The 21519-nt window shown below is 71.9% G+C and carries 14 protein-coding genes; 12 read left to right on the forward strand and 2 right to left on the reverse strand.

Annotated features, from left to right (window positions below):
* Positions 1–378 precede the first annotated feature (378 nt).
* The 4 genes from AB0E02_RS21795 to glgB all read left to right on the forward strand — a co-directional run bounded on the left by AB0E02_RS21795 (position 379) and on the right by glgB (position 8451).
* A complete protein-coding gene (locus AB0E02_RS21795; RefSeq protein WP_362141748.1) occupies positions 379–2382 on the forward strand; it encodes an alpha-1,4-glucan--maltose-1-phosphate maltosyltransferase in 2004 nt (667 codons plus the stop codon).
* Complete coding sequence (gene treS / locus AB0E02_RS21800; RefSeq protein WP_362141750.1) at positions 2379–4097, forward strand: maltose alpha-D-glucosyltransferase; 1719 nt, start codon at positions 2379–2381, stop codon at positions 4095–4097. Before AB0E02_RS21795 ends, treS begins: the two co-directional genes overlap by 4 nt.
* Positions 4098–4426: 329 nt before the next feature.
* Positions 4427–5908 carry a maltokinase gene (locus AB0E02_RS21805; RefSeq protein ID WP_362141752.1) on the forward strand — a complete coding sequence of 494 codons (1482 nt, stop codon included), beginning with the start codon at positions 4427–4429 and terminating at the stop codon, positions 5906–5908.
* A gap of 92 nt (positions 5909–6000) precedes the next feature.
* The gene (gene glgB / locus AB0E02_RS21810) at positions 6001–8451 is read left to right on the forward strand and encodes a 1,4-alpha-glucan branching enzyme (protein ID WP_362141754.1); all 2451 of its coding nucleotides are present in this window, start codon (positions 6001–6003) and stop codon (positions 8449–8451) included.
* A 66-nt stretch (positions 8452–8517) separates the two neighbouring features.
* Here the strand turns inward: glgB and AB0E02_RS21815 are convergent, their stop codons facing one another.
* On the reverse strand, positions 8518–9933 hold the full coding sequence (locus tag AB0E02_RS21815; protein ID WP_362141756.1) for a cation:dicarboxylase symporter family transporter: 1416 nt from the start codon (positions 9931–9933) through the stop codon (positions 8518–8520).
* A gap of 146 nt (positions 9934–10079) precedes the next feature.
* On the opposite strand from AB0E02_RS21815, the gene AB0E02_RS21820 reads away from it, so the two are divergent.
* The 8 genes from AB0E02_RS21820 to AB0E02_RS21855 all read left to right on the forward strand — a co-directional run bounded on the left by AB0E02_RS21820 (position 10080) and on the right by AB0E02_RS21855 (position 20244).
* Entirely contained in the window at positions 10080–11738 is a 1659-nt protein-coding gene (locus tag AB0E02_RS21820; RefSeq protein ID WP_362141758.1) for a sensor histidine kinase, read from the forward strand.
* Between the two features lie 46 nt (positions 11739–11784).
* Positions 11785–12465, forward strand: a complete 681-nt coding sequence (locus AB0E02_RS21825) for a response regulator (RefSeq protein WP_030811718.1) — start codon at positions 11785–11787, stop codon at positions 12463–12465.
* Positions 12466–12553: 88 nt separating this feature from the next.
* The gene (locus AB0E02_RS21830; RefSeq protein ID WP_362141760.1) at positions 12554–13918 is read left to right on the forward strand and encodes an extracellular solute-binding protein; all 1365 of its coding nucleotides are present in this window, start codon (positions 12554–12556) and stop codon (positions 13916–13918) included.
* A 59-nt stretch (positions 13919–13977) separates the two neighbouring features.
* Complete coding sequence (locus AB0E02_RS21835; protein ID WP_362141845.1) at positions 13978–14835, forward strand: sugar ABC transporter permease; 858 nt, start codon at positions 13978–13980, stop codon at positions 14833–14835.
* A 4-nt stretch (positions 14836–14839) separates the two neighbouring features.
* The gene (locus tag AB0E02_RS21840) at positions 14840–15676 is read left to right on the forward strand and encodes a carbohydrate ABC transporter permease (RefSeq protein WP_030415652.1); all 837 of its coding nucleotides are present in this window, start codon (positions 14840–14842) and stop codon (positions 15674–15676) included.
* A 155-nt stretch (positions 15677–15831) separates the two neighbouring features.
* Positions 15832–16539, forward strand: coding sequence for a helix-turn-helix transcriptional regulator (locus tag AB0E02_RS21845; RefSeq protein WP_362141763.1), 708 nt, complete (start codon positions 15832–15834; stop codon positions 16537–16539).
* A 236-nt stretch (positions 16540–16775) separates the two neighbouring features.
* The gene (locus AB0E02_RS21850) at positions 16776–17576 is read left to right on the forward strand and encodes an ABC transporter ATP-binding protein (protein WP_362141765.1); all 801 of its coding nucleotides are present in this window, start codon (positions 16776–16778) and stop codon (positions 17574–17576) included.
* An 82-nt stretch (positions 17577–17658) separates the two neighbouring features.
* Complete coding sequence (locus tag AB0E02_RS21855) at positions 17659–20244, forward strand: FtsX-like permease family protein (RefSeq protein ID WP_362141767.1); 2586 nt, start codon at positions 17659–17661, stop codon at positions 20242–20244.
* 105 nt (positions 20245–20349) lie between these two features.
* Here the strand turns inward: AB0E02_RS21855 and AB0E02_RS21860 are convergent, their stop codons facing one another.
* Positions 20350–21375, reverse strand: a complete 1026-nt coding sequence (locus tag AB0E02_RS21860; protein ID WP_362141769.1) for an ATP-dependent 6-phosphofructokinase — start codon at positions 21373–21375, stop codon at positions 20350–20352.
* Between the last annotated feature and the right edge of the window lie 144 nt (positions 21376–21519).

Below are 21519 nucleotides of genomic sequence, written 5' to 3' on the forward strand. Positions count from 1 at the left end.
AGAGAGGCTGCGGTGTGGCGCCGACCGGCCGCGGCGCGACACCGGTACTTCCGCACACCGCAACTCCGCTGTGATCACACCTGAGTTGAGGAGGCGAACGCCGATCGTGTCCGCCCAGCTCCGCAGCCGTCCGCACCGAGGTGGCCGGGTGTCCGCGAGGCCGCACCGGGCCCCTGGTGACGTACCAGACGTTCACATTCCGCCCGAGTTCATGTCCGCCGGTCGAGGGAAGGCTCATCGAGTACGCCCCGGCCGGCCGTGTTCTCCGCCAGCCGGGTGAAGCGGACAGGAGCCCCACGCCCGCACCCGGTCCCCTTCCCGTGGAGCGGATACAAAGGACAAAACCCCGCAAAGCGTCACAAGCCCCCAGGTGAGCCCATGATCGGTCGCATCCCTGTTCTGGACATCCGCCCGCAGATCGATTGCGGCCGCCGCCCGGCGAAGGCCGTGGTGGGCGAGACCTTCGAGGTCTCGGCCACGGTCTTCCGCGAAGGCCATGACGCGGTCGCGGCCAATGTGGTGCTGCGCAATCCCGCCGGCCGCTGCGGACCCTGGACACCGATGCAGGAACGGGCGCCCGGCACCGACCGCTGGAGCGCCGAGGTCACCCCGGACATCGAGGGCCGCTGGACCTTCACCGTCGAGGCCTGGTCGGACCCGCTGGCCACCTGGCGCAAGCACGCCGCCGTCAAGATCCCGGCGGGCATCGACACCGAGCTGGTCCTCGCCGAGGGCGCCGAGCTGCACGAGCGGGCGGCCGCCGACGTCCCCAAGAGCGACGGCCGGGAGGCGGTGCTGGCCGCCGTGGACGCCCTGCGCGACCCGAAGCTGCCCGCCGCCACCCGGCTCGCCGCCGCGCTCGCCCCGCAGGTCGTCGAGGCCCTGGGCCGCCACCCGCTGCGCGAACTGCTCACCGTCTCGCGCCCGATGCCGCTGGTCGTCGAGCGCCGCCGGGCCCTGTACGGCTCGTGGTACGAACTCTTCCCGCGCTCCGAGGGCGCCAAGGTCACCCCGAACGGCACGGCCGTCAGCGGCACCCTGCGCACCGCCGCCGAACGCCTCCCGGCGGTGGCCGCCATGGGCTTCGACGTCGTCTACCTCCCGCCCGTCCACCCCATCGGCACGTCCTTCCGCAAGGGCCCCAACAATGCCCTGTCGGCCGGCCCGGACGACGTCGGCTCCCCCTGGGCGATCGGCTCGGCGGCCGGCGGGCACGACGCGCTCCACCCCGACCTGGGCACCTTCGAGGACTTCGAGCACTTCGTGCGCACCGCCCGCGACCTGCGGATGGAGGTCGCCCTGGACTTCGCGCTGCAGTGCTCCCCGGACCACCCCTGGGTCACCCTGCACCCGCAGTGGTTCCACCACCGCTCCGACGGCTCGATCGCGTACGCCGAGAACCCGCCGAAGAAGTACCAGGACATCTATCCGCTCGCCTTCGACGCCGACTTCCGCGGGCTGGTCCGCGAGACCGAGCGGCTGCTGCGCTTCTGGATGGGCAAGGGCGTACGGATCTTCCGGGTGGACAATCCGCACACCAAACCGGTGGCCTTCTGGGAGAAGGTCATCGGCGACATCAACCGCACCGATCCGGACGTGCTCTTCCTCGCCGAGGCGTTCACCCGCCCCGCGATGGTGCACACCCTCGCCCAGATCGGCTTCCAGCAGTCGTACACGTACTTCACCTGGCGCAACACCAAGCAGGAGCTGACCGAGTACCTCACCGAGCTGTCCGGCGGGTCCGCCGCCTATCTGCGGCCCAACTTCTTCGTCAACACCCCGGACATCCTCAACGCCTACCTCCAGGAGGGCGGCCGCCCCGCCTTCGAGATCCGTGCCGTGCTGGCCGCCACCCTGTCCCCCACCTGGGGCGTCTACGCCGGATACGAGCTCTGCGAGTCGACCCCGGTACGCCCCGGCAGCGAGGAGTACCTCGACTCGGAGAAGTACCAACTCAGGCCGCGCGACTGGGACGCGGCGGCGAAGCAGGGGCGTACCATCGCCCCGCTGATCACCGCCCTGAACCGCATCCGCCGCCGGCACCCTGCCCTGCAGCAGCTCCGCAATCTGCACTTCCATCCCGTGGACAACGACGCCGTGCTCGCGTTCTCCAAGCGCGCGGGCCACGGCGCCGGGACGGACACGGTGCTCACGGTGGTCAACCTCGACCCGCACCACACCCACGAGGCGACGGTGTCGTTGGACATGCCGGAACTCGGCCTCGGCCGGCACGAGTCCTTCCCGGTGCGCGACGAGCTCACCGGCGATACCTACCACTGGGGCAGGGACAACTATGTGCGCCTGGAGCCGGGCCGCTCGCTCGCGCCCGCCCATGTGCTGTCGCTGCGACCGTCCTCACCGATCGGAGGGTCACCCAATTGATCGTCAATGAGCCTGTCCCCGACACGTTCGAGGACACCCCGGCCAAGGACCGCGATCCCGACTGGTTCAAACGGGCCGTCTTCTACGAAGTCCTGGTGCGCTCGTTCCAGGACAGCAACGGCGACGGCATCGGTGACCTCAAGGGCCTCACCGCGAAGCTCGACTACCTGCAGTGGCTGGGGGTGGACTGCCTCTGGCTGCCCCCGTTCTTCAAATCGCCGCTGCGGGACGGTGGTTACGACGTCGCCGACTACACCGCGGTGCTCCCCGAATTCGGCGATCTGGCGGACTTCGTGGAATTCGTGGACGCCGCACACCACCGCGGCATGCGGGTCATCATCGACATGGTGATGAACCACACCAGCGACCAGCACCCGTGGTTCCAGGAATCACGCAACGACCCGAACGGCCCCTACGGCGACTATTACGTCTGGGCGGACGACGACAAGCAGTACGCCGACGCCCGGATCATCTTCGTCGACACCGAGGCCTCCAACTGGACCTTCGATCCGGTCCGCAAGCAGTACTACTGGCACCGTTTCTTCTCCCACCAGCCGGACCTCAATTACGAGAACCCGGCGGTCCAGGAGGAGATGATCTCCGCCCTGCGCTTCTGGCTGGACCTGGGCATCGACGGCTTCCGGCTCGACGCGGTGCCGTACCTCTACGCCGAGGAGGGCACCAACTGCGAGAACCTGCCCGCCTCGCACGCCTTCCTCAAGCGGGTCCGCACCGAGATCGACAAGCACTATCCGGACACCGTGCTGCTGGCCGAGGCCAATCAGTGGCCGGAGGACGTCGTCGACTACTTCGGTGATTACGGGGTCGGCGGCGACGAATGCCATATGGCGTTCCATTTCCCGGTCATGCCGCGCATCTTCATGGCGGTGCGCCGCGAATCGCGCTATCCGGTCTCGGAAATCCTCGCCAAGACCCCGGCGATCCCGTCCGGCTGCCAGTGGGGCATCTTCCTGCGCAACCACGACGAGCTGACCCTCGAAATGGTCACGGACGAAGAGCGGGACTACATGTACGCGGAGTACGCCAAGGACCCGCGGATGCGGGCCAACATCGGCATCCGCCGCCGGCTGGCCCCGCTGCTCGACAACGACCGCAACCAGATCGAGCTGTTCACCGCCCTGCTGCTGTCGCTGCCCGGTTCGCCGATCCTCTACTACGGCGACGAGATCGGCATGGGCGACAACATCTGGCTCGGCGACCGCGACGCGGTCCGCACCCCGATGCAGTGGACCCCGGACCGCAACGCCGGGTTCTCCTCCTGCGACCCGGGCCGGCTGTTCCTGCCGACCATCATGGACCCGGTCTACGGCTACCAGGTCACCAACGTCGAGGCCGCGATGAGTTCGCCGTCCTCGCTGCTGCACTGGACCCGCCGGATGATCGAGATCCGCAAGCAGAACCCGGCATTCGGCCTCGGCAGCTACACCGAGCTGTCCTCCACCAACCCGGCGGTGCTGGCCTTCCTGCGGGCCTCGAAGGGCACCGGCGGCGCGGACGACGACCTGGTGCTGTGCGTCCACAACTTCTCCCGCTTCGCCCAGCCGACCGAGCTGGACCTGCGGGCGTTCAGCGGCCGCCATCCGGTGGAACTCATCGGCGGCGTCCGTTTCCCGGCCATCGGGGAACTTCCGTACCTGCTCACCCTCGCGGGCCACGGCTTCTACTGGTTCCGGCTGCGCAGAAACGCCACCTAGTGCCCCGGCCCTGACCGGGCACGGGCACCGAGCACCCCGCCCGTACGCGGCCGTATACCGCGTACGGGCGTTTTTTGACCTTTCGCTCGGGCAGTCTCCTTACTACCGCACGGGCCGGGTGAGCCCTCGGTGGTCCCCGGTTCGAGGGGGACCGCCGCGCAGCGGACACGCGCACCGGCACGACCGCTGCCGCGATCCCGACACCCCCGCCGGGAGGATCTTCACACCCTCCGTCCGGGGGTACCGCCACCGCGCCACCGCACAGTGAAGGCCGTATTCCGGGACACTTTGCCCTACCTGTCGTGTGCCCGGGGAAAGGACGCGACGCCATGTCGGACACCGCCCCGACCCGTGCCACCCGTAACACCCCTGACCACCGTCCGCTCGTCACCGCCCCCGATCTGCTCTCCTCACTGGCACCACTGCTCGCCGAATGGGTTCCCCGCCAGCGCTGGTTCGCCGGCAAGGGACGGCTGCTCACCGGCTTCTCCCTGCTGTCCGCGACCGAGCTGCTGCCGTGCACCGGCGACGGGACCTCGCCCGGTCTGCTGCAGCTGCTGGTCCGGGCCCAGCAGAGCTCCCCGCCGAGCCGCACCCCGGCCGGCGGGGACCGCTACCAGCTGCTGCTCGGGGTGCATCCGGCGCCGCCGCCCCAGCTGGCACCGGCGGTGATCGGCCGGCCCGGCGGCGGCCCGCTGCGCGGCCGGGTGGTCTACGACGCGCTGCTGGACAACCGGCTCTGCGGGCTGCTGCTGGAACGGCTGCGGATCCCCGGGCGACTGGGGGGCCTGCGGTTCTGCCGCGAACCCGACGCGGACATCCCCTCCGGCCTGCCGGCCCGGCCGATCGCCGTCGAGCAGTCCAACTCCTCGATCGTGTACGGGGATTCGTTCATCCTGAAGGTCTTCCGGCGGGTCGAGCCGGGCATCAACCCCGATCTGGAACTGCCCCGGGCACTGGCGGACGCCAAGTGCGCCCGGGTGCCGGCGCCGGCCGCGTGGTTCGAGTCGGCGGTCGCCGAGGAGAACGGCGAGGCGACCACGCTGGGCGTGCTCCAGCCGTTCCTGCCCCGCTCGGCGGACGGCTGGCAGCTGGCGCTCAACGCGCTGGCCGTCCGCGCCGACTTCACCGGCTCGGCCCGGGCGCTCGGGCACGCGACCGCGGAGGTGCACACCGCGCTGGCCCAGACGCTGCCGACCACCGAGCTGCGCCGCCCGCAGCTCGACCTGATCGCGGCGCAGATGATCGAGCGGCTGGAGGCCACCGCCCGGGCCGTCCCCGTGCTCCAGCCCTACCGCGCGCGGCTGCGCACCGCCTTCGACGCGCTGGCCGCCGTCGGGCACGACGGCCGCAGCTGGGCCGCCCAGCGCATCCACGGCGATCTGCACCTGGGCCAGACGCTGCGCTCCGCCGACGAGGGCCGCTGGTCGCTGATCGACTTCGAGGGCGAACCGGCCCGCCCGCTGGCCGAGCGGCGCAAGCTGCAGCCCGCGGTGCGGGACGTCGCGGCGATGCTGCGGTCCTTCGACTACGCGGCGCGCAGCGGGCCGGCCGGCGCGGACCCCTGGGCGCTGGAGTGGGCCCGGCGCACCCGGGCCGCGTACTGCCTGGGCTACGCCGAGGCCGGCGGGCTCGATCCGCGCTCCGCGCCCGAGCTGATGCGGGCCTACGAGACCGACAAGGCGGTCTACGAGGTGCTCTACGAGGCCCGGCACCGTCCCGACTGGCTGTCCGTGCCGATGGCCGCCGTCCGGCGGCTGGCGGCGGGCGGCGAACCGGCCGTGGGCGTGGACGGGACCGGCCCGCCCTGACCCGGCCTCCCTGACCCGACGACGCGATCCCGCCCCGCCCGCCGACGTCCCCGACGCACCGCCGACGCCCCGCCCCCGAGGAGGCCCCGCCCGTGACCGCCGCCCCACCGCCGTCCCGCCCCACCCCTGGCGACCCCCCGTCCACGCCGGACGCGACCGCCGAGAGCGCGACCGGGGCCGCCGCCCCCGGCACCGGGACCGCGGCCCCCGGCAGCCCCGGCGCCCCGGCGTCCGGCACCCGTCCGCCCGCGCCCCGGGAGGCGGCCGCCGGTCCCGCCCGGCCGGCCGGGACCGCGTCCGGAGCGGCGCGGCAGCCCGCGCCTGCCCGGCCGGGCAGCGGCGGCCGCGGAGTACGGGCCGCCACCCCGCTGTCGGACGAGGACCGCGGCCGGCTGCTGGCCGGCGCGCACCACGACCCGCACGCGCTGCTCGGCGCCCACCCGGTGCGCGGCGGGCTGCTCGTCCGTACCCTGCGGCCCTTCGCGAGCGGTGTCACCGTCCTGGCGGACGGGCTGCGCGCCGAACTGCACCCCGAGGGCGACGGGCTGTTCGCCGGTGTGCTGCCGCTGCGCACCGTCCCGGAGTACCAGCTGCTGGTCGACTACGGCGAGAGCGCCGCGACCGTGCACGACCCGTACCGCTTCCTGCCCGCGCTGGGCGAACTCGACCTGCACCTGTTCGGCGAGGGCCGGCACGAGCAGCTCTGGCAGGCGCTGGGCGCCCACGTCATGGACCACCAGGGCGTGACCGGCACCCGCTTCACCGTGTGGGCGCCCAACGCGCAGGGCGTCCGCGTCGTCGGCAACTTCAACTACTGGGACGGCACCGGCCACCCGATGCGGTCACTGGGGTCCTGTGGTGTCTGGGAGCTGTTCCTGCCGGGCCTCGGCGAGGGGGAGCTGTACAAGTTCGAGATCACCCGGCCGGACGGCTCGCGGACGGTACGGGCCGACCCGATGGCCCGGCGGACCGAGTGCCCGCCCGCCACCGCCTCGGTCGTGCACACCTCACGGCACCGCTGGCAGGACGACGACTGGATGGCGCACCGCGGCCGACGCCCGGTCCACCAGGCGCCGTTCTCCGTCTACGAGGTGCACCTGGCGTCCTGGCGCCCCGGCCTCACCTACCGGCAGCTCGCCGCGCAGCTGCCCGCCTACGTCAAGGACCTGGGCTTCACCCACGTCGAGTTCATGCCGGTCGCCGAGCACCCCTTCGGCGGTTCCTGGGGCTACCAGGTGACCGGCTTCTACGCGCCGACGGCCAGGATGGGCACGCCCGACGACTTCAAGTTCCTGATCGACGCCCTGCACCGGGCGGGCATCGGCGTGCTGATGGACTGGGTGCCGGCGCACTTCCCGCGCGACGACTGGGCGCTGGCGGAGTTCGACGGGCGGCCGCTGTACGAGCCGCAGGACCCGTCCCGGGCCGCGCACCCCGACTGGGGCACCCTGGAGTTCGACTACGGCCGCACCGAGGTCCGTAATTTCCTGGTGGCCAACGCGGTGTACTGGTGCGAGGAGTTCCACATCGACGGGCTGCGGGTGGACGCGGTCGCCTCGATGCTCTACCTGGACTACTCCCGCGAGGACGGCGGCTGGACCCCGAACGTCAACGGCGGCCGGGAGAACCTCGACGCGGTCGCCTTCCTCCAGGAGATGAACGCCACGGTCTACCGGCGCTGCCCCGGCGTCGTCACCATCGCCGAGGAGTCCACCGCCTGGGACGGCGTCACCCGGGCCACCCACCACGTCGGGCCCGGCGGCTTCGGCGGTCTGGGCTTCGGCCTGAAGTGGAACATGGGCTGGATGCACGACTCGCTCGGTTACGTCTCCAAGGAGCCGGTGCACCGCAAGTACCACCACGGCGAGATGACCTTCTCGATGATCTACGCCTACTCCGAGAACTACGTGCTGCCGATCTCGCACGACGAGGTGGTGCACGGCAAGCAGGCGCTGGTGTCGAAGATGCCCGGGGACTGGTGGCAGCAGCGCGCCAACCACCGGGCCTACCTGGGCTTCATGTGGGCCCACCCGGGCAAGCAACTCCTCTTCATGGGACAGGAGTTCGCGCAGGGCGCGGAGTGGGCGGAGAGCCACGGCCCGGACTGGTGGCTGCTCGACCCGTCGTACGAGGCCGAGCCGGACCACCGGGGCGTGCGCGATCTGGTCCGGGACCTGAACCGGCACTACGTCGCGACCCCGGCGCTGTGGGAGCGGGACACCGAACCGGCCGGTTTCCAGTGGATCGACGGGGACGCGAGCGAGGACAACGTCTTCTCGTTCCTCCGCTTCGCCGCCGACGGTGCCCCGCTGGTGTCGGTCACCAACTTCTCGCCGGTGGTCCGGCACGCGTACCGGACCGGCGTCCCGGACGACGTCCCGGCCTGGCGCGAGGTGCTCAACACCGACGCGCCGCGCTACGGCGGCAGCGGCGTGGCCAACCCCGATCCGGTGAAGACCGAAACCGTCCCCTGGAACGGGCGGACCAGCTCCGTCTCGCTGGTGCTGCCGCCGCTGGCCACGATCTGGCTCCGGCCGGCGTAGGCATTCCTGCCGACCGCCGAAGGGCGGACGCCGCGACCGGCGTCCGCCCTTCTCGCCTTCTGGGGGTCAGACCGTGGCGGACTCCTTCGGACCGCCGTCCCGGGGGCTCGCGATGACGGCGGGCGGCGCCGGTTCCGCGGCCGGGCCGTGCGCGTCGACGGACAGCGTCTTCTCGTCGAACGGGACCCGGCCGGCCAGCACCTCGGCCGCCCGGGACTTGTCGATCTCCTTGGTCCAGGTGCCGATGAGCACGGTGGCGACCGCGTTGCCCGCGAAGTTGGTCAGCGCCCGGGCCTCGCTCATGAAGCGGTCGATGCCGACGATCAGGCCGACGCCGTCGACCAGTTCGGGGCGGTGCGACTGCAGCCCGCCGGCCAGCGTGGCCAGGCCCGCGCCGGTGACCCCGGCGGCCCCCTTGGATGCGATGATCATGAAGACCAGCAGCGAGACCTGCTGTCCGAGCGAGAGCGGCTTGCCCATCGCCTCGGCCACGAACAGCGAGGACATCGTCAGGTAGATCGCGGTGCCGTCGAGGTTGAAGCTGTAGCCGGTCGGGACGGTGATGCCGACCACCGGCTTGCTGACGCCCAGGTGCTCCATCTTCGCGATCAGCCGGGGCAGCGCCGACTCCGAGGAGGACGTCGACAGGATCAGCAGGAACTCCCGGGCGAGGTACTTCAGCAGCAGGAAGATGTTGATCCCGGCGACCAGCCGGAGCAGCGCGCCGAGCACCACGATCACGAAGAGCAGACAGGTGAGGTAGAAGCCGGCCATGATGATGGCCAGCGACTTCAGCGCGTCCAGGCCGGTCTCGCCGACCACCGCCGCGATCGCGCCGAAGGCACCCACCGGCGCCGCCCACATGATCATGGCCAGGACCCGGAAGACCAGCTTCTGCAGGTGCCCGACGCCGCGCAGCACCGGCTCGCCCGCCGAGCCCAGCGCCTGCAGCGCGAAGCCGACCAGCAGCGCCACCAGCAGGGTCTGCAGCACCTCGCCCTGGGTGAAGGCCGAGACCAGCGTCTTGGGGATCATGCCGAGCAGGAAGTCGGGCAGCGATTCGGCGCTGCCCGAGGTCTGTGCGTGGCCCGCGTGCCGTACGGACTCGGTCAGGTGCAGCCCGGACCCGGGCTCCAGGACGTTCCCGACGACCAGGCCGATGGCCAGCGCGACGGTGGACATCACCATGAAGTAGCCGAGGGCCAGTCCGCCCACCGCTCCGACCTTGGCGGCCTTACGGACCGAGCCGACGCCCAGCACGATGGTGCAGAAGATGACCGGCGAGATCATCATCTTGATCAGGTTCACGAACCCGGTACCGAGCGGCTTGAGCTCGACGGCGACACCGGGGGCTGCGAAGCCCACGATGATGCCGAGGAGCACCGCCCCGATCACGGCGATGTAGAGGAAGTGGGTCCGGTCCCGCTTCACCGGCGCGGCTTCCTCGGTGGTCCCCCCGGACGGTGGGGTCTGTGCAGCCACGGCTGCCTCCTGACGGTCTACGGTCCTGCGCCTGGTCTGCGGCTCCGGCGCTCAACGAGTCCCGGTGACTATGCAGGGCCGGTGTGGCGCCCGTCACCCTTACGTGCATTTCGTTCACGCAAAAGTGACCCGGCAGACTGTTCCGTATGCGACTCCCCCGATCCCGCGGGCCCCGGTGGCCCGGCCGGCTGCGCGGTCCGCGCAGTCTGGCCGGCCAGCTCTTCGCCATGCAGGTGGTGCTGGTCGCGGCGGTCGTCGTGGGCTGCGCCGTGTTCGCGTATCTCAGTGCCGGGCGGCAGGCGGAGGAGACGGCGCGGCGGCAGGCGACCGCCGCGGCCACCGCCGTGGCCGACTCCCCGGCCGTGGTGGCGGCGGCCCGCACCAAGGACCCGACGGCCGCGCTCCAGCCGTACGCCGAGCGGCTGCGGCGGGACGCGGGGGTGGACTTCGTGGTGGTGATGGCTCCGGACGGGACCCGCTGGACGCATCCGCAGCCGTCCGCGATCGGCGGGAAGTACCTGGGGCACATCGGTCCGGCGCTGCACGGCCGGATCTTCCCGGAGACGCACATGGGGGTGCTCGGCCCGTCCGTGCGGGTGGTCGCCCCGGTCCGCGATCCGCGGGCCGGCGGCCGGATCACCGCGCTGGTCAGCTCGGGGATCACGATCAAGACGATCAGCCGGCAGCTGCGCGAGCAGGTGCTCGCGGTGGTCGGGGTGGCCGCGGCGGCGCTGGTGCTGGGCGGTGCGGGCACGTATGTGATCAACGCCCGGCTGCGCCGGCACACCCACGGCATGAACGCCCAGGAGCTCGGCCGGATGCACGACTACCACCAGGCGGCGCTGCACGCCGTGCGCGAGGGGCTGCTGATGCTGGACGGGCGGCGCAGGGTCGCGCTGATCAACGACGGCGGGCGGGAACTGCTGGGCCTCTCCGGGGACGCGGTGGGCCGGGCGGTGACCGAGCTCGGACTGCCGGAGCCGCTGACCGAGGCACTGCTGGCGTCCGGGCCGCGGGTCGACGAGCTGCATCTGACCCGCGACCGGGTGCTGGTGGTCAACTCCGCGCCGGTCTCCGGCGGCGAGCAGCGCGGCAGCGTCGTCACCCTGCGGGACCACACCGAACTGCAGGCCCTCTCCGGCGAGTTGGACTCGGTGCGGGGCTTCGCGGAAGCACTGCGTTCGCAGGCGCACGAGGCCGCCAACCGGCTGCACACGGTGGTCTCACTGATCGAGCTGGGCCGGGCCGAGGAGGCGGTCACGTTCGCCACCGCCGAGCTGGAACTGGCGCAGGCGCTGACCGACCAGGTCGTCGGGGCGGTCGCCGAGCCGGTGCTGGCCGCACTGCTGCTGGGCAAGGCCGCCCAGGCCAACGAGCGCGGGGTGGAGCTGACGCTGACGCCGGACAGCCGGATCGACGACGGGGTGCTGCCGCCCGGGCTGCCGGCCCGGGACCTGGTGACGGTGCTGGGCAACCTCCTCGACAACGCCATCGACGCCGCGGCCCCGGGCCCGGAGCACGCCCCGGCCGAACCGCCGCAGGTGCGGGTCAGCGCCCGCGCGGACGGCGGCGAGCTGCTGCTGCGGGTGGCGGACAACGGGCCGGGGGTGGCCGCGGAGGCCGCCGAGGAGATCTTCCGGCGGGGCTGGAGCACCAAGCAGGGCGCGGCCGGCCGCGGGCTGGGGCTGGCCCTGGTGCGGCAGGCGGTGCGGCGCAACGGCGGCACCGTGGCCCTGGACCGGGCGGCCGAGGGCGGCGCGCGATTCACCGTACGGCTGCCGCTGCGGACCGGGACGACGGCATGATGCGGACAGGCGGGCCGGCCGGCCCGGCCGAGGGAGGTGGGCGGCGGTGAGACCCTCCGACATCCGGGTGCTGGTCGTCGAGGACGATCCGGTGGCCGCCGATGCGCACGCGCTGTACGTCGGGCGGGTGCCCGGCTTCACCGTGTCCGGCACCGCGCACTCCATGGGCGACGCCCGCCGCCACCTCGACCAGCACCCGGTCGATCTGCTGCTGCTGGACCTGTACCTGCCCGACGGGCACGGGCTGCAGCTGGTGCGGACGCTGCGCGCGGCCGGGCACGGCGCCGACATCATCGCGGTCACCTCGGCCCGCGATCTGACGATGGTCCGGGAGGGCGTCTCGCTGGGGGTGGTGCAGTACGTGCTGAAGCCGTTCACCTTCGCCACGCTGCGGGACCGGCTCACCCGGTACGCCGAGTTCCGCGCCACCAGCGGGGAGGCCAGCGGACAGGACGAGGTGGACCGGGCGATCGCCGCGCTGCGCGCCCCGCGGCCGGCCGCGCTGCCCAAGGGGCTGACCGCGGCCACCCTGCGGGCGGTGACCGATGTGCTGCGGGCCGCCGAGCGCGGGCTGACCGCGGCCGAGGCCGCCGCCGACGTGGGCATTTCCCGGATCACCGCGCGCCGCTATCTGGAGCATCTGGTGGACGGCGGCCGGGCGGTCCGCGCGCCGCAGTACGGCCAGGTCGGCCGGCCCGAATTGCGCTACCGCTGGTCGGGCCATTGACCCACTGTGACCGGTGACTTACGTTCAGCGGGCAGCACCCCATGGTGAGTTGACAGTGAGTTGACCGTGGTCCCGCAGGAGGTCTGCCGTGCGCCCCACCGCTCCGCTGATTCTGCTCGCCGCCGCCGTCGTGGCCGCCGGGACGCTCACCGGCTGCGGCAGCGGGTCCGGGAGCGACAAGGACACCGTCAAGGTCGCCTTCATCAAGGACACCAACGCCAAGGTCACGGTCCGGGACGACTACATCCGCCTGGTGGCCCGGAAGTTCGAGAAGAACAACCCGGGCAAGAAGGTCCGGCTGATCCCGATCCAGGCGTCGGAGAACGACTATTACGCCAAGATCGAGCAGATGATGCGCTCCCCCAGGACCGCCCCCGACCTGGTCTACGAGGACACCTTCCTGGTCAACTCCGACATCAAGGCGGGGCTGTTGCGGCCGCTGGACGCCCAGGTGAGGGCCTGGGCCGACTGGCGGCAGTTCGAGCCGGCCGCGAAGGCCGCGGCCCGCGGGCAGGACGGGAAGACGTACGGCGTCCCGGACGGTACGGACACCCGCGGGCTGTGGTTCAACAAGAAGATCTTCCGCCGGGCCGGGCTGCCGGCGAACTGGCGGCCGAGGACCTGGGACGAGGTGCTGGCCGCGGCCCGGACGGTCAAGGAGAAGGTCCCCGGGGTGATCCCGCTGAACGTCTTCACCGGCAAGGGCGCGGGCGAGGCGGCCGTGATGCAGGGCTTCGAGATGCTGCTGTACGGCACGGGGCAGGACCCGCTGTACGACCCGGCGGCCAGGAAGTGGGTCACCGGCAGCAAGGGCTTCCGGGACAGCCTGGCCTTCATCGACACCGTCTACAAGGAGAAGCTCGGCCCCGACGTCTCCGACGCGCTCAGCCCCAACATCCAGACCAATGTGGCCGCCGAGCTGCTCCCCGAGGAGAAGCTGGCGATCGACCTGGACGGCTCGTGGCTGGGCCAGCAGTGGCAGAAGACCGGCGGCGGCAACCCCTGGCCGCAGTGGTCGACGACGCTGGGCCAGGCGCCGTTCCCCACGCAGCACGGTGACCCGCCGGGCAGGGTGAGCCTGGCCGGCGGCTGGACCTGGTCGATACCGCAGCGGGCCCAACAGCCCGACCTGGCATGGAAGTTGATCCAGACCTTCCAGTCGAGGGCGAACGCCCTGGAGTGGTGCGTACGGGGCGCGCAGATCTCCGTACGGAAGGACGTCGCGGCCGATCCGCGCTATCTGAAGTCCGTCCCCGGCATCGGCTTCTTCACCTCGCTGGTGAAGGTCAGCCACTTCCGTCCCGCGCTGCCCGAGTACCCGAAGGTCGCGGCGGCGATCGGGGAGGCGATGGAGGCGGTCACCGCCGACGACTCCTCCCCGGCCGGGGCGGCCAAGGACTACGACGAGGGCCTCGGTGCGCTCGTGGACGGCCGGACCGTCGCCCGGCCGTGACCGGCACCGTCGCCGGCAGCCGGGCCGCCGCCCCCGCCCGCAGCCCGCGGGCCGTCCCGGTGCGCACCCGGCTGCTGCGCTGGTCGCCGCTGCTCCCGGCCACCGTCCTGCTGCTGCTCTTCCTGGCCGGCCCGATCGCGTACTGCGTCTACCTCGCCTTCACCGACACCCAGCTGACCGGCCAGGAGTCGGCGTCCTTCGTGGGCCTGGCCAACTTCCGGCGGGCGTTCGGCGATCCGGGGTTCCGCAACGCGGTGGTGCTGACGCTGGTGTTCACGGTGGTCTCCTCGATCCTCGGGCAGAACACCCTCGGTCTGGCGCTGGCCGGTCTGATGCGGCGCGCCTCACGTCCCGTGCGGGTGCTGACCGGCGCCGTGGTGATCACCGCCTGGGTACTCCCGGAGATCGTCGCCGGTTTCCTGCTGTACACGTTCTTCGAGCGGCGCGGCACCCTGAACGCAGTGCTCTCCTGGCTCCATCTGCCCACCCAGAACTGGCTGTTCACGCTGCCGATCCTGGCGGTGTCGTTCGCCAACGTCTGGCGCGGTACGGCGTTCTCGATGCTGATCTACTCCGCGGCGCTGTCCGCGATCCCGCCGGAGGTCACCGAGTCCGCCGAGGTGGACGGCGCGGGCGGGCTGCGCCGGCTGTGGCACATCACGCTGCCGATGATCCGCCGTTCCATCGGCACGAACCTGATGCTCAACACCCTGCAGACGCTCTCCGTCTTCGGGCTGATCTGGGCGATGACCCGGGGCGGCCCGGGCAACCGCAGCCGGACGCTGCCGGTGTTCATGTACGACCAGGCGTTCCTGAAGTCGCTGATCGGCTACGGCACCGCGGTGGCGCTGTTGTTGCTGCTGGTGGGCGCGGTGTTCGCGGCCGGCTGGCTGCGCCTGATGCGCGAGGAGGTCTGACGCCGTGCCGCTGCCGCTTCCCCGGCGGGTCGTCCGCCGGCTGGCCGCCGACGCCGGGCTGCTGGCCGTCGCGGTGGCGTTCGCCGTTCCGCTGCTGTGGCTGGTGCTGGCGTCGCTGGACGCGCACGCCACGCTGCGGGTGCGGCCGCCCACCTCCCCGACGCTGGGGAACTTCTCGGCGGTGCTGACCGACGAGATCACCTTCACGCCGATGCTCAACAGCCTGCTGATCTGCGGCGGCGCCACCCTGCTCACCGTGGTCTGCGCGGCGCTGGCCGCCTATCCGCTGTCCCGCTTCCGCTCCCGCTTCGCCCGCCCGTACCTGCTGACCATCCTGTTCTCGACGTGCCTGCCGATCACCGCGGTGATGGTGCCGGTGTACGGGCTGTTCGTGCAGATCAATCTGATCGACACCCGCTACGGCACCGCGCTGTTCCTGGCCGCGGCCCAACTCCCGTTCGCCGTCTGGCTGATGAAGAACTTCATGGACGGGGTGCCGCGGGCCCTGGAGGAGGCGGCGTGGACGGACGGCGCGTCCTGGCGGCAGACCCTGCTGCGGGTGATCCTGCCGCTGATGGGGCCCGGACTCGCGGTGGTCGCCATTTACACCTTCATCATGATGTGGGGCAATTTCTTCGTGCCGTTCATGCTGCTGCTCTCCCCCGAGCAACTGCCCGCGTCGGTCAGCATTTTCAATTTCTTCGGCAATTACGGGGCCATCGCGTTCGGTGAACTCGCGGCATTCTCCCTCCTTTACTCGACACCCGTCGTGCTGCTGTACGTCCTCATTTCCCGGCGACTCGGCGGGGGTTTCGCGCTGGGCGGCGCCGTGAAGGGGTAGTGAAGGAGCGGTGGGCCGGTCGGCGCTGGTGAGCGACCGATCGGCCGGAAATCTTCACGCCCCGGCCGACAAAAACCGACCGGCTCGGAGGTTCCTACGACTTTCATCCTTGGGTTTCCACACGATAGGTGCGAAGCCACATCGTCACTTACCGTGTGCCGGTGAACACGCACGCCGGGGAGCCGCGCAGGCCCCCTTTCGACGCCACCGCCGCCCGCCGGCTCCGCGAGGCCCTCGGCATGACCCCTGCCCATGTCGCCTACGGAATTCGCGCCGCTTATGGAATTCCGGTGTCCCCGGCCACGGTGGCGTCCTGGGAATTGGGGGAAAGCGCTCCTACGGAATCCGAACTGACCGCCCTCGCCGGTGCCCTGTGGTGTGCGCCGGGCGAACTGCTGGGTGCCCCCGGCACCCTGCGCGAGTACCGCCTCGCGGCCGGCCTCGCACCGGACGCGCTCGCCCTGCGGATCGGCATGGACCCGGCCGCGTACGAACGTCTGGAGGCGGGCGGGAGGTGGGGCGGCACCGAGCGGCAGGCCGCCGCGCTGGTCGAGGCGCTGGACCTGCCGCTGCCCGCGCTGCTCCGCTTCACCGGCCAGGACGCCAGGCTCGCCGAGCTGCTGACCAGCGCCGCCACCACCCGCTGGCAGGCGTACGTCCGGCCGGTCGGCAAGCTCGTCCCGCTGCCCAAGCAGCGGATCCAGGAGGTCCTGCAGGCGCTGCACGCCGACTACCAGGCGTCGATGGCGGCCACGCTCAACTGGGGCGGCGGCGACGGGACCGGGGAGTCGGGCGAGGCGGGGCGCGCCTTCCTCGACGACATCCTGGCCGAGTTCTGGGCCCGGGCCGGCGAGCTGCCCTGACCGCACACGGCCGCGGGCCGGTGAGGCGCGCGGCCCCGGGGCCGGCGGCGCCCGGGCGACCCTGAGGGATCCCGTCGCTCCCAGGTCGTACGGCCGTCCCCCCAGAGGAGGACACCGGAGGCCGACATCACTCTTCCGATCGGCCCGGCTTTCGGTCCCTGGGGCCGACGACCGCGGTGACCTGCGCCTTCGAGAATGGGGAGGTCGCATTTCCCGTCCCCTTTCCAGGAGTCCCCGTGTCCCACCCGGCCGCCGTCCCGGGCCTGCCCGGCTCGTTCGCACCCACCCGCACCACCGGCGCCGTCGCCGCCCGCGCCACCGACCTGAGCAAGGTCTACGGCCACGGGGAGACCCGGGTGGTGGCGCTGGACTCCGTCTCCGTGGAGTTCGGCAAGGCCCGGTTCACCGCGATCATGGGCCCCTCCGGCTCCGGCAAGTCCACGCTGATGCACTGCATGGCGGGCCTGGACAAGATCTCCGGCGGTTCGGCCCGGATCGGGGACGTCGAGCTGGGCTCGCTCAACGACAAGCAGCTGACCCGGCTCCGCCGCGACAAGATCGGCTTCATCTTCCAGGCGTTCAACCTGCTGCCCACGCTCACCGCGCTGGAGAACATCACCCTCCCGATGGACATCGCGGGCCGCAAGCCCGACCGGGAGTGGGTCAGCGCGGTCATCGAGACCGTCGGGCTGGGCGGGCGGCTGGCGCACCGGCCGGCCCAGCTCTCCGGCGGCCAGCAGCAGCGGGTCGCGGTGGCCCGGGCACTGGCCGCCCGGCCGGAGATCATCTTCGCCGACGAGCCGACCGGCAACCTCGACTCCCGCTCCGGCGCCGAGGTGCTGGGCTTCCTGCGCGAGTCGGTGCGGGCGATGGAGCAGACCGTGGTGATGGTCACCCACGACCCGGTCGCGGCCGGCTATGCGGACCGGGTGGTCTTCCTGGCCGACGGCCGGATCGTCGAGGAGCTGCACGACCCGACCGCGGACGCGGTGCTCGACCGCATGCGGCTGTTCGACGCCAAGGGCCGGACCAGCTGACCGAGGGCCGGACGAGCCGACGCGGCCCCGCCCGCCCCCTTACGTATCCCGAGCCCCCGGACCCAGGACTGACACCACCACCATGCTGCGAACCGCACTGCGCAACGTCCTTGCGCACAAAGCCCGTTTGCTGATGACCGCCCTCGCGGTACTGCTCGGCGTCGCCTTCGTCGCCGGCACCCTGATCTTCAGCGACACCGTCGGCGAGGCCGTCAAGAACGCCTCCGCCAAGAACCTCAAGGACGTGGCCGTCTCCGTCCAGGCCATCGACGACGCCCCCGAAGGCCCCGGTGCCGCCGACGCCGCCAAGGACGGCAAGCGGGCCACCGCCCTCGACGACCGGCTGGCGGACCGGATCCGCGCGCTGCCGGGCGTGGCCGCGGTACGGCCGGACGTCACCGGCCAGGCCACCCTCGCCGGCCGCGACGACCAGCCGGTCGGCAACGGCTGGCAGAACCGCGCGGTCAACTACCGCCCGGGCAAGGACGGCACCGACCCCCGCTACCCGCTCGTACGGGGCCGCGGCCCGGCGAACGGCGGCGAGATCGCGCTGGCCGAGTCCACCGCCGAGGCGGCCGGGGTCACGCTCGGCGACACCGTACGGTTCGCCACCGACGGGCCGCTGCTGAAGAAGAAGCTGGTCGGCATCGTGCGCAGCGACGACCCGCAGGTGACCGCGGGCGGCAGCCTGGCGCTCTTCGACACCGCCACCGCACAGCGGCTCTATCTGCACCCCGGCCAGTTCGACGAGCTGGTCGTGTCGGCGACGCCCGGCACCGACCAGCAGGCCCTGACCGCCAAGGTCCGTGAGCTGCTGCCGAAGGGCCGCGCCCAGGCGACCAGCGGCAGCACCCTCGCCGCCGAGCAGGCCAAGATGATCGCCCAGCAGAACAGCGCACTGAGCAAGACCCTGCTGACCTTCGCCGGAATCGCCCTGTTCGTCGGGGTGTTCATCATCGCCAACACCTTCACCATGCTGATCTCGCAGCGCAGCCGGGAGATCGCGCTGCTGCGCGCGGTGGGTGCCTCGCGGCGCCAGGTGGTGCGCTCGGTGCTCGCCGAGGCGGCGCTGCTGGGCCTGATCTCCTCGGTCGTCGGCTTCGCGCTGGGGCTGGGGATCGCGGTGGGCCTGCGGGCGGTGCTGAACGCCAACGGCGCGGGCTTCCCCGACGGCCCGGTCGTCATCGCCCCCAACACCGTGCTGGCCGCGCTGGCCGTGGGCGTCGTGGTGACCGTGCTCGCCGCCTGGCTGCCGTCCCGCAAGGCGGCCCGGATCGCGCCGGTGGAGGCGCTGACCACCGTCGAGGCGCCGCCCGCGCCGCGCAGTCTGGTCGTCCGCAACATCCTCGGTCTGCTGCTCACCGGCCTGGGCGTGGCGGTGATGCTGTACGTCTCCACCCTGAAGAGCGGCGACGACCTGCCGATCGCGATGGCCGGTTCGGCGCTGACGCTGACCGGCGTGATCGTGCTGGCGCCGCTGCTGTCCCGGCCGCTGGTCTCGCTGGCCGGGCTGGTCACCACCCGGCTGTTCGGGGTCGCCGGGAAGCTGGCCAAGGAGAACGCGCTGCGCAATCCGCGCCGTACCGCGGCGACCGGGTCCGCGCTGATGATCGGGCTCACCCTGATCACCGGCATGACCGTGGTGGGCCACTCCGCGCAGCTCGGCATGGACAAGATGGCGGCCGACGGGCTGACCGCGGACTACCGGGTCAACACCTCGACGTTCGTCGGTCTGGACCCCGAGCTGTCGAAGAAGGTGGCGAAGGTCCCGGGCGTCGAGGCGACGGCGCCGCTGCGCGGCACGGGCTTCAGCACCGACAGCGGCGGGGGCGACTTCGTCTACCTCCGCGGCACCGACCTCAGCCAGATCGACAAGGTCACCCGGCTCACGTTCACCGAGGGCTCGCTGGACGCCGTCCGGGCCGGCGGGATCGCGGTCTCGCAGACGGACGCCAAGGGGCGCGGCTGGCACGCCGGCGACACGGTGAGCGCCCGGTTCGGCGAAGAGGACGCCAAGAAGCGGCCGACCCGGCTGAAGGTCGCCGCCGTCTATCGGGACAACGAGATGCTCGGGGAGTCCTTCGCCGATGTCTCGCTGGTCGACCCGCACCTGTCCCGCGTGAAGAACGACGACCTGCTGGTGAAGGCGGCGGACGGCGCGTCCCCCGCGCTGACCAAGGAGATCCGGCACGCGCTCGGCGACAGCCCGCTGCTGAAGGTCCAGACCCGCGACGACCTGCGCAAGGAGAACGCCGGCCAGATCGACACCGTCGTCAACATGGTCTACGGACTGCTGGGCATGGCCGTGATCATCGCGGTCGTCGGTGTGGTCAACACCCTGGCGATGTCGGTGTTCGAGCGGACCCGGGAGATCGGGCTGCTGCGGGCGATCGGCCTGGCGCGGACCGGCATCAAGCAGATGGTGCGGCTGGAGTCGGTGGTCATCTCGCTGTTCGGCGCGGTGCTCGGCATCGGGGTCGGGATCTTCCTGGCCTGGGCCGGCGGCAGCCTGGTCGGCTCGTCGTTCCCGACGTACGAGATGGTGCTGCCCTGGGGCAGGCTGGCGCTGTTCGTGCTGATCGCGCTGGTGGTCGGGGTGCTGGCGGCGCTGTGGCCGGCCCGCCGGGCGGCCCGGCTGAACATGCTGGAGGCGATCGGCGCCGAGTGAGGCGGTCCACGCACGGCGGCGCGCCTTCCCCTGCCGGGGGAGGCGCGCCGCCGTGTTCACGTTCGCCGCCGTGTGGGGCCCGCCGCCGTACGGGGCGGGGCCGGCTCAGAAGACCGACTCGGCCTCGTCCATCCGCCACCCCGGCACGGTCTTGAGCTCGGTGATCGCGTCGGCCAGCGGCACCATCGTGATGTCCGTGCCGCGCAGTGCGGTCATCCTGCCGAAGTCACCGCGGTGCGCGGCCTCGACGGCGTGCCAGCCGAAGCGGGTGGCGAGCACCCGGTCGTAGGCGGTCGGGGTGCCGCCGCGCTGGACGTGACCGAGGATGACCGGCCGGGCCTCCTTGCCGAGGCGGTGCTCCAGCTCGCGGGCGAGGGCGGTGCCGATGCCCTGGAAGCGCTCGTGGCCGAACTGGTCGATGGCGCCCTTGCCGTAGTCCATGGAGCCCGGCGCCGGGTGTGCGCCCTCGGCGACGCAGATGACCGCGAACTTCTTGCCGCGGGCGAACCGCTCCTCGACCATCGCGCACAGGTCGGCCGGGTCGAAGGGGCGCTCGGGCAGGCAGATGGCGTGCGCGCCGCCGGCCATCCCGGACTCCAGCGCGATCCAGCCGGCGTGCCGGCCCATCACCTCGACGACCATGACCCGCTGGTGGGACTCCGCGGTGGTCTTGAGGCGGTCGATGGCCTCGGTCGCGACGCCGACGGCGGTGTCGAAGCCGAAGGTGCGGTCGGTGGAGGAGATGTCGTTGTCGATGGTCTTGGGGACGCCGACGACCGGCAGTCCGGCGTCCGACAGCATCCGGGCCGCGGTGAGGGTGCCCTCGCCGCCGATCGGGATCAGGACGTCGATGCCGTAGTCCTTGGAGTGGTCCTTGGCGTCCTCGCAGGCCTCTTGCAGCCGGGCGCGCTCCAGCCGGGAGGAGCCGAGGATGGTGCCGCCGCGGGCGAGGATGCCGCTGACCGCCTCCAGGTCCAGCTTGCGGAAGCGGCCGTCGAGCAGGCCGGCGAAGCCGTCCTCAAAACCTATGACCTCGTCGCCGTGGCCGGTGAGGGCGCGGTGGACGACGGAGCGGATCACAGCGTTCAGGCCAGGGCAGTCGCCGCCTGCGGTGAGGACTCCGATACGCATCGTGCTGTGTCTCCTGTGCTCGCTGTGGGTTCCTGAGCCGGTCCGATTGTTTCACGGGCCCGACGGGTCCCGGCCGCACACATCGACCCCACCCCTACTGTCCCCGCCCGGCCCCCTCAAGGGAAACTGGAGGGGCGACGTAGC

Origin of the sequence: Streptomyces sp. NPDC048196 (assembly GCF_040652715.1) — a bacterium.
GTDB classification, from domain to species: Bacteria; Actinomycetota; Actinomycetes; order Streptomycetales; family Streptomycetaceae; genus Streptomyces; species Streptomyces siderophoricus.

Coding starts and splice junctions, on each gene's coding strand:
- AB0E02_RS21795 (WP_362141748.1), top strand. CDS start 379: ATGATCGGTCGCATCCCTGTTCTGGACATCCGCCCGCAGATCGATTGC.
- AB0E02_RS21860 (WP_362141769.1), bottom strand. CDS start 21,375: ATGCGTATCGGAGTCCTCACCGCAGGCGGCGACTGCCCTGGCCTGAAC.
- AB0E02_RS21855 (WP_362141767.1), top strand. CDS start 17,659: ATGCTGCGAACCGCACTGCGCAACGTCCTTGCGCACAAAGCCCGTTTG.
- AB0E02_RS21805 (WP_362141752.1), top strand. CDS start 4,427: ATGTCGGACACCGCCCCGACCCGTGCCACCCGTAACACCCCTGACCAC.
- AB0E02_RS21820 (WP_362141758.1), top strand. CDS start 10,080: ATGCGACTCCCCCGATCCCGCGGGCCCCGGTGGCCCGGCCGGCTGCGC.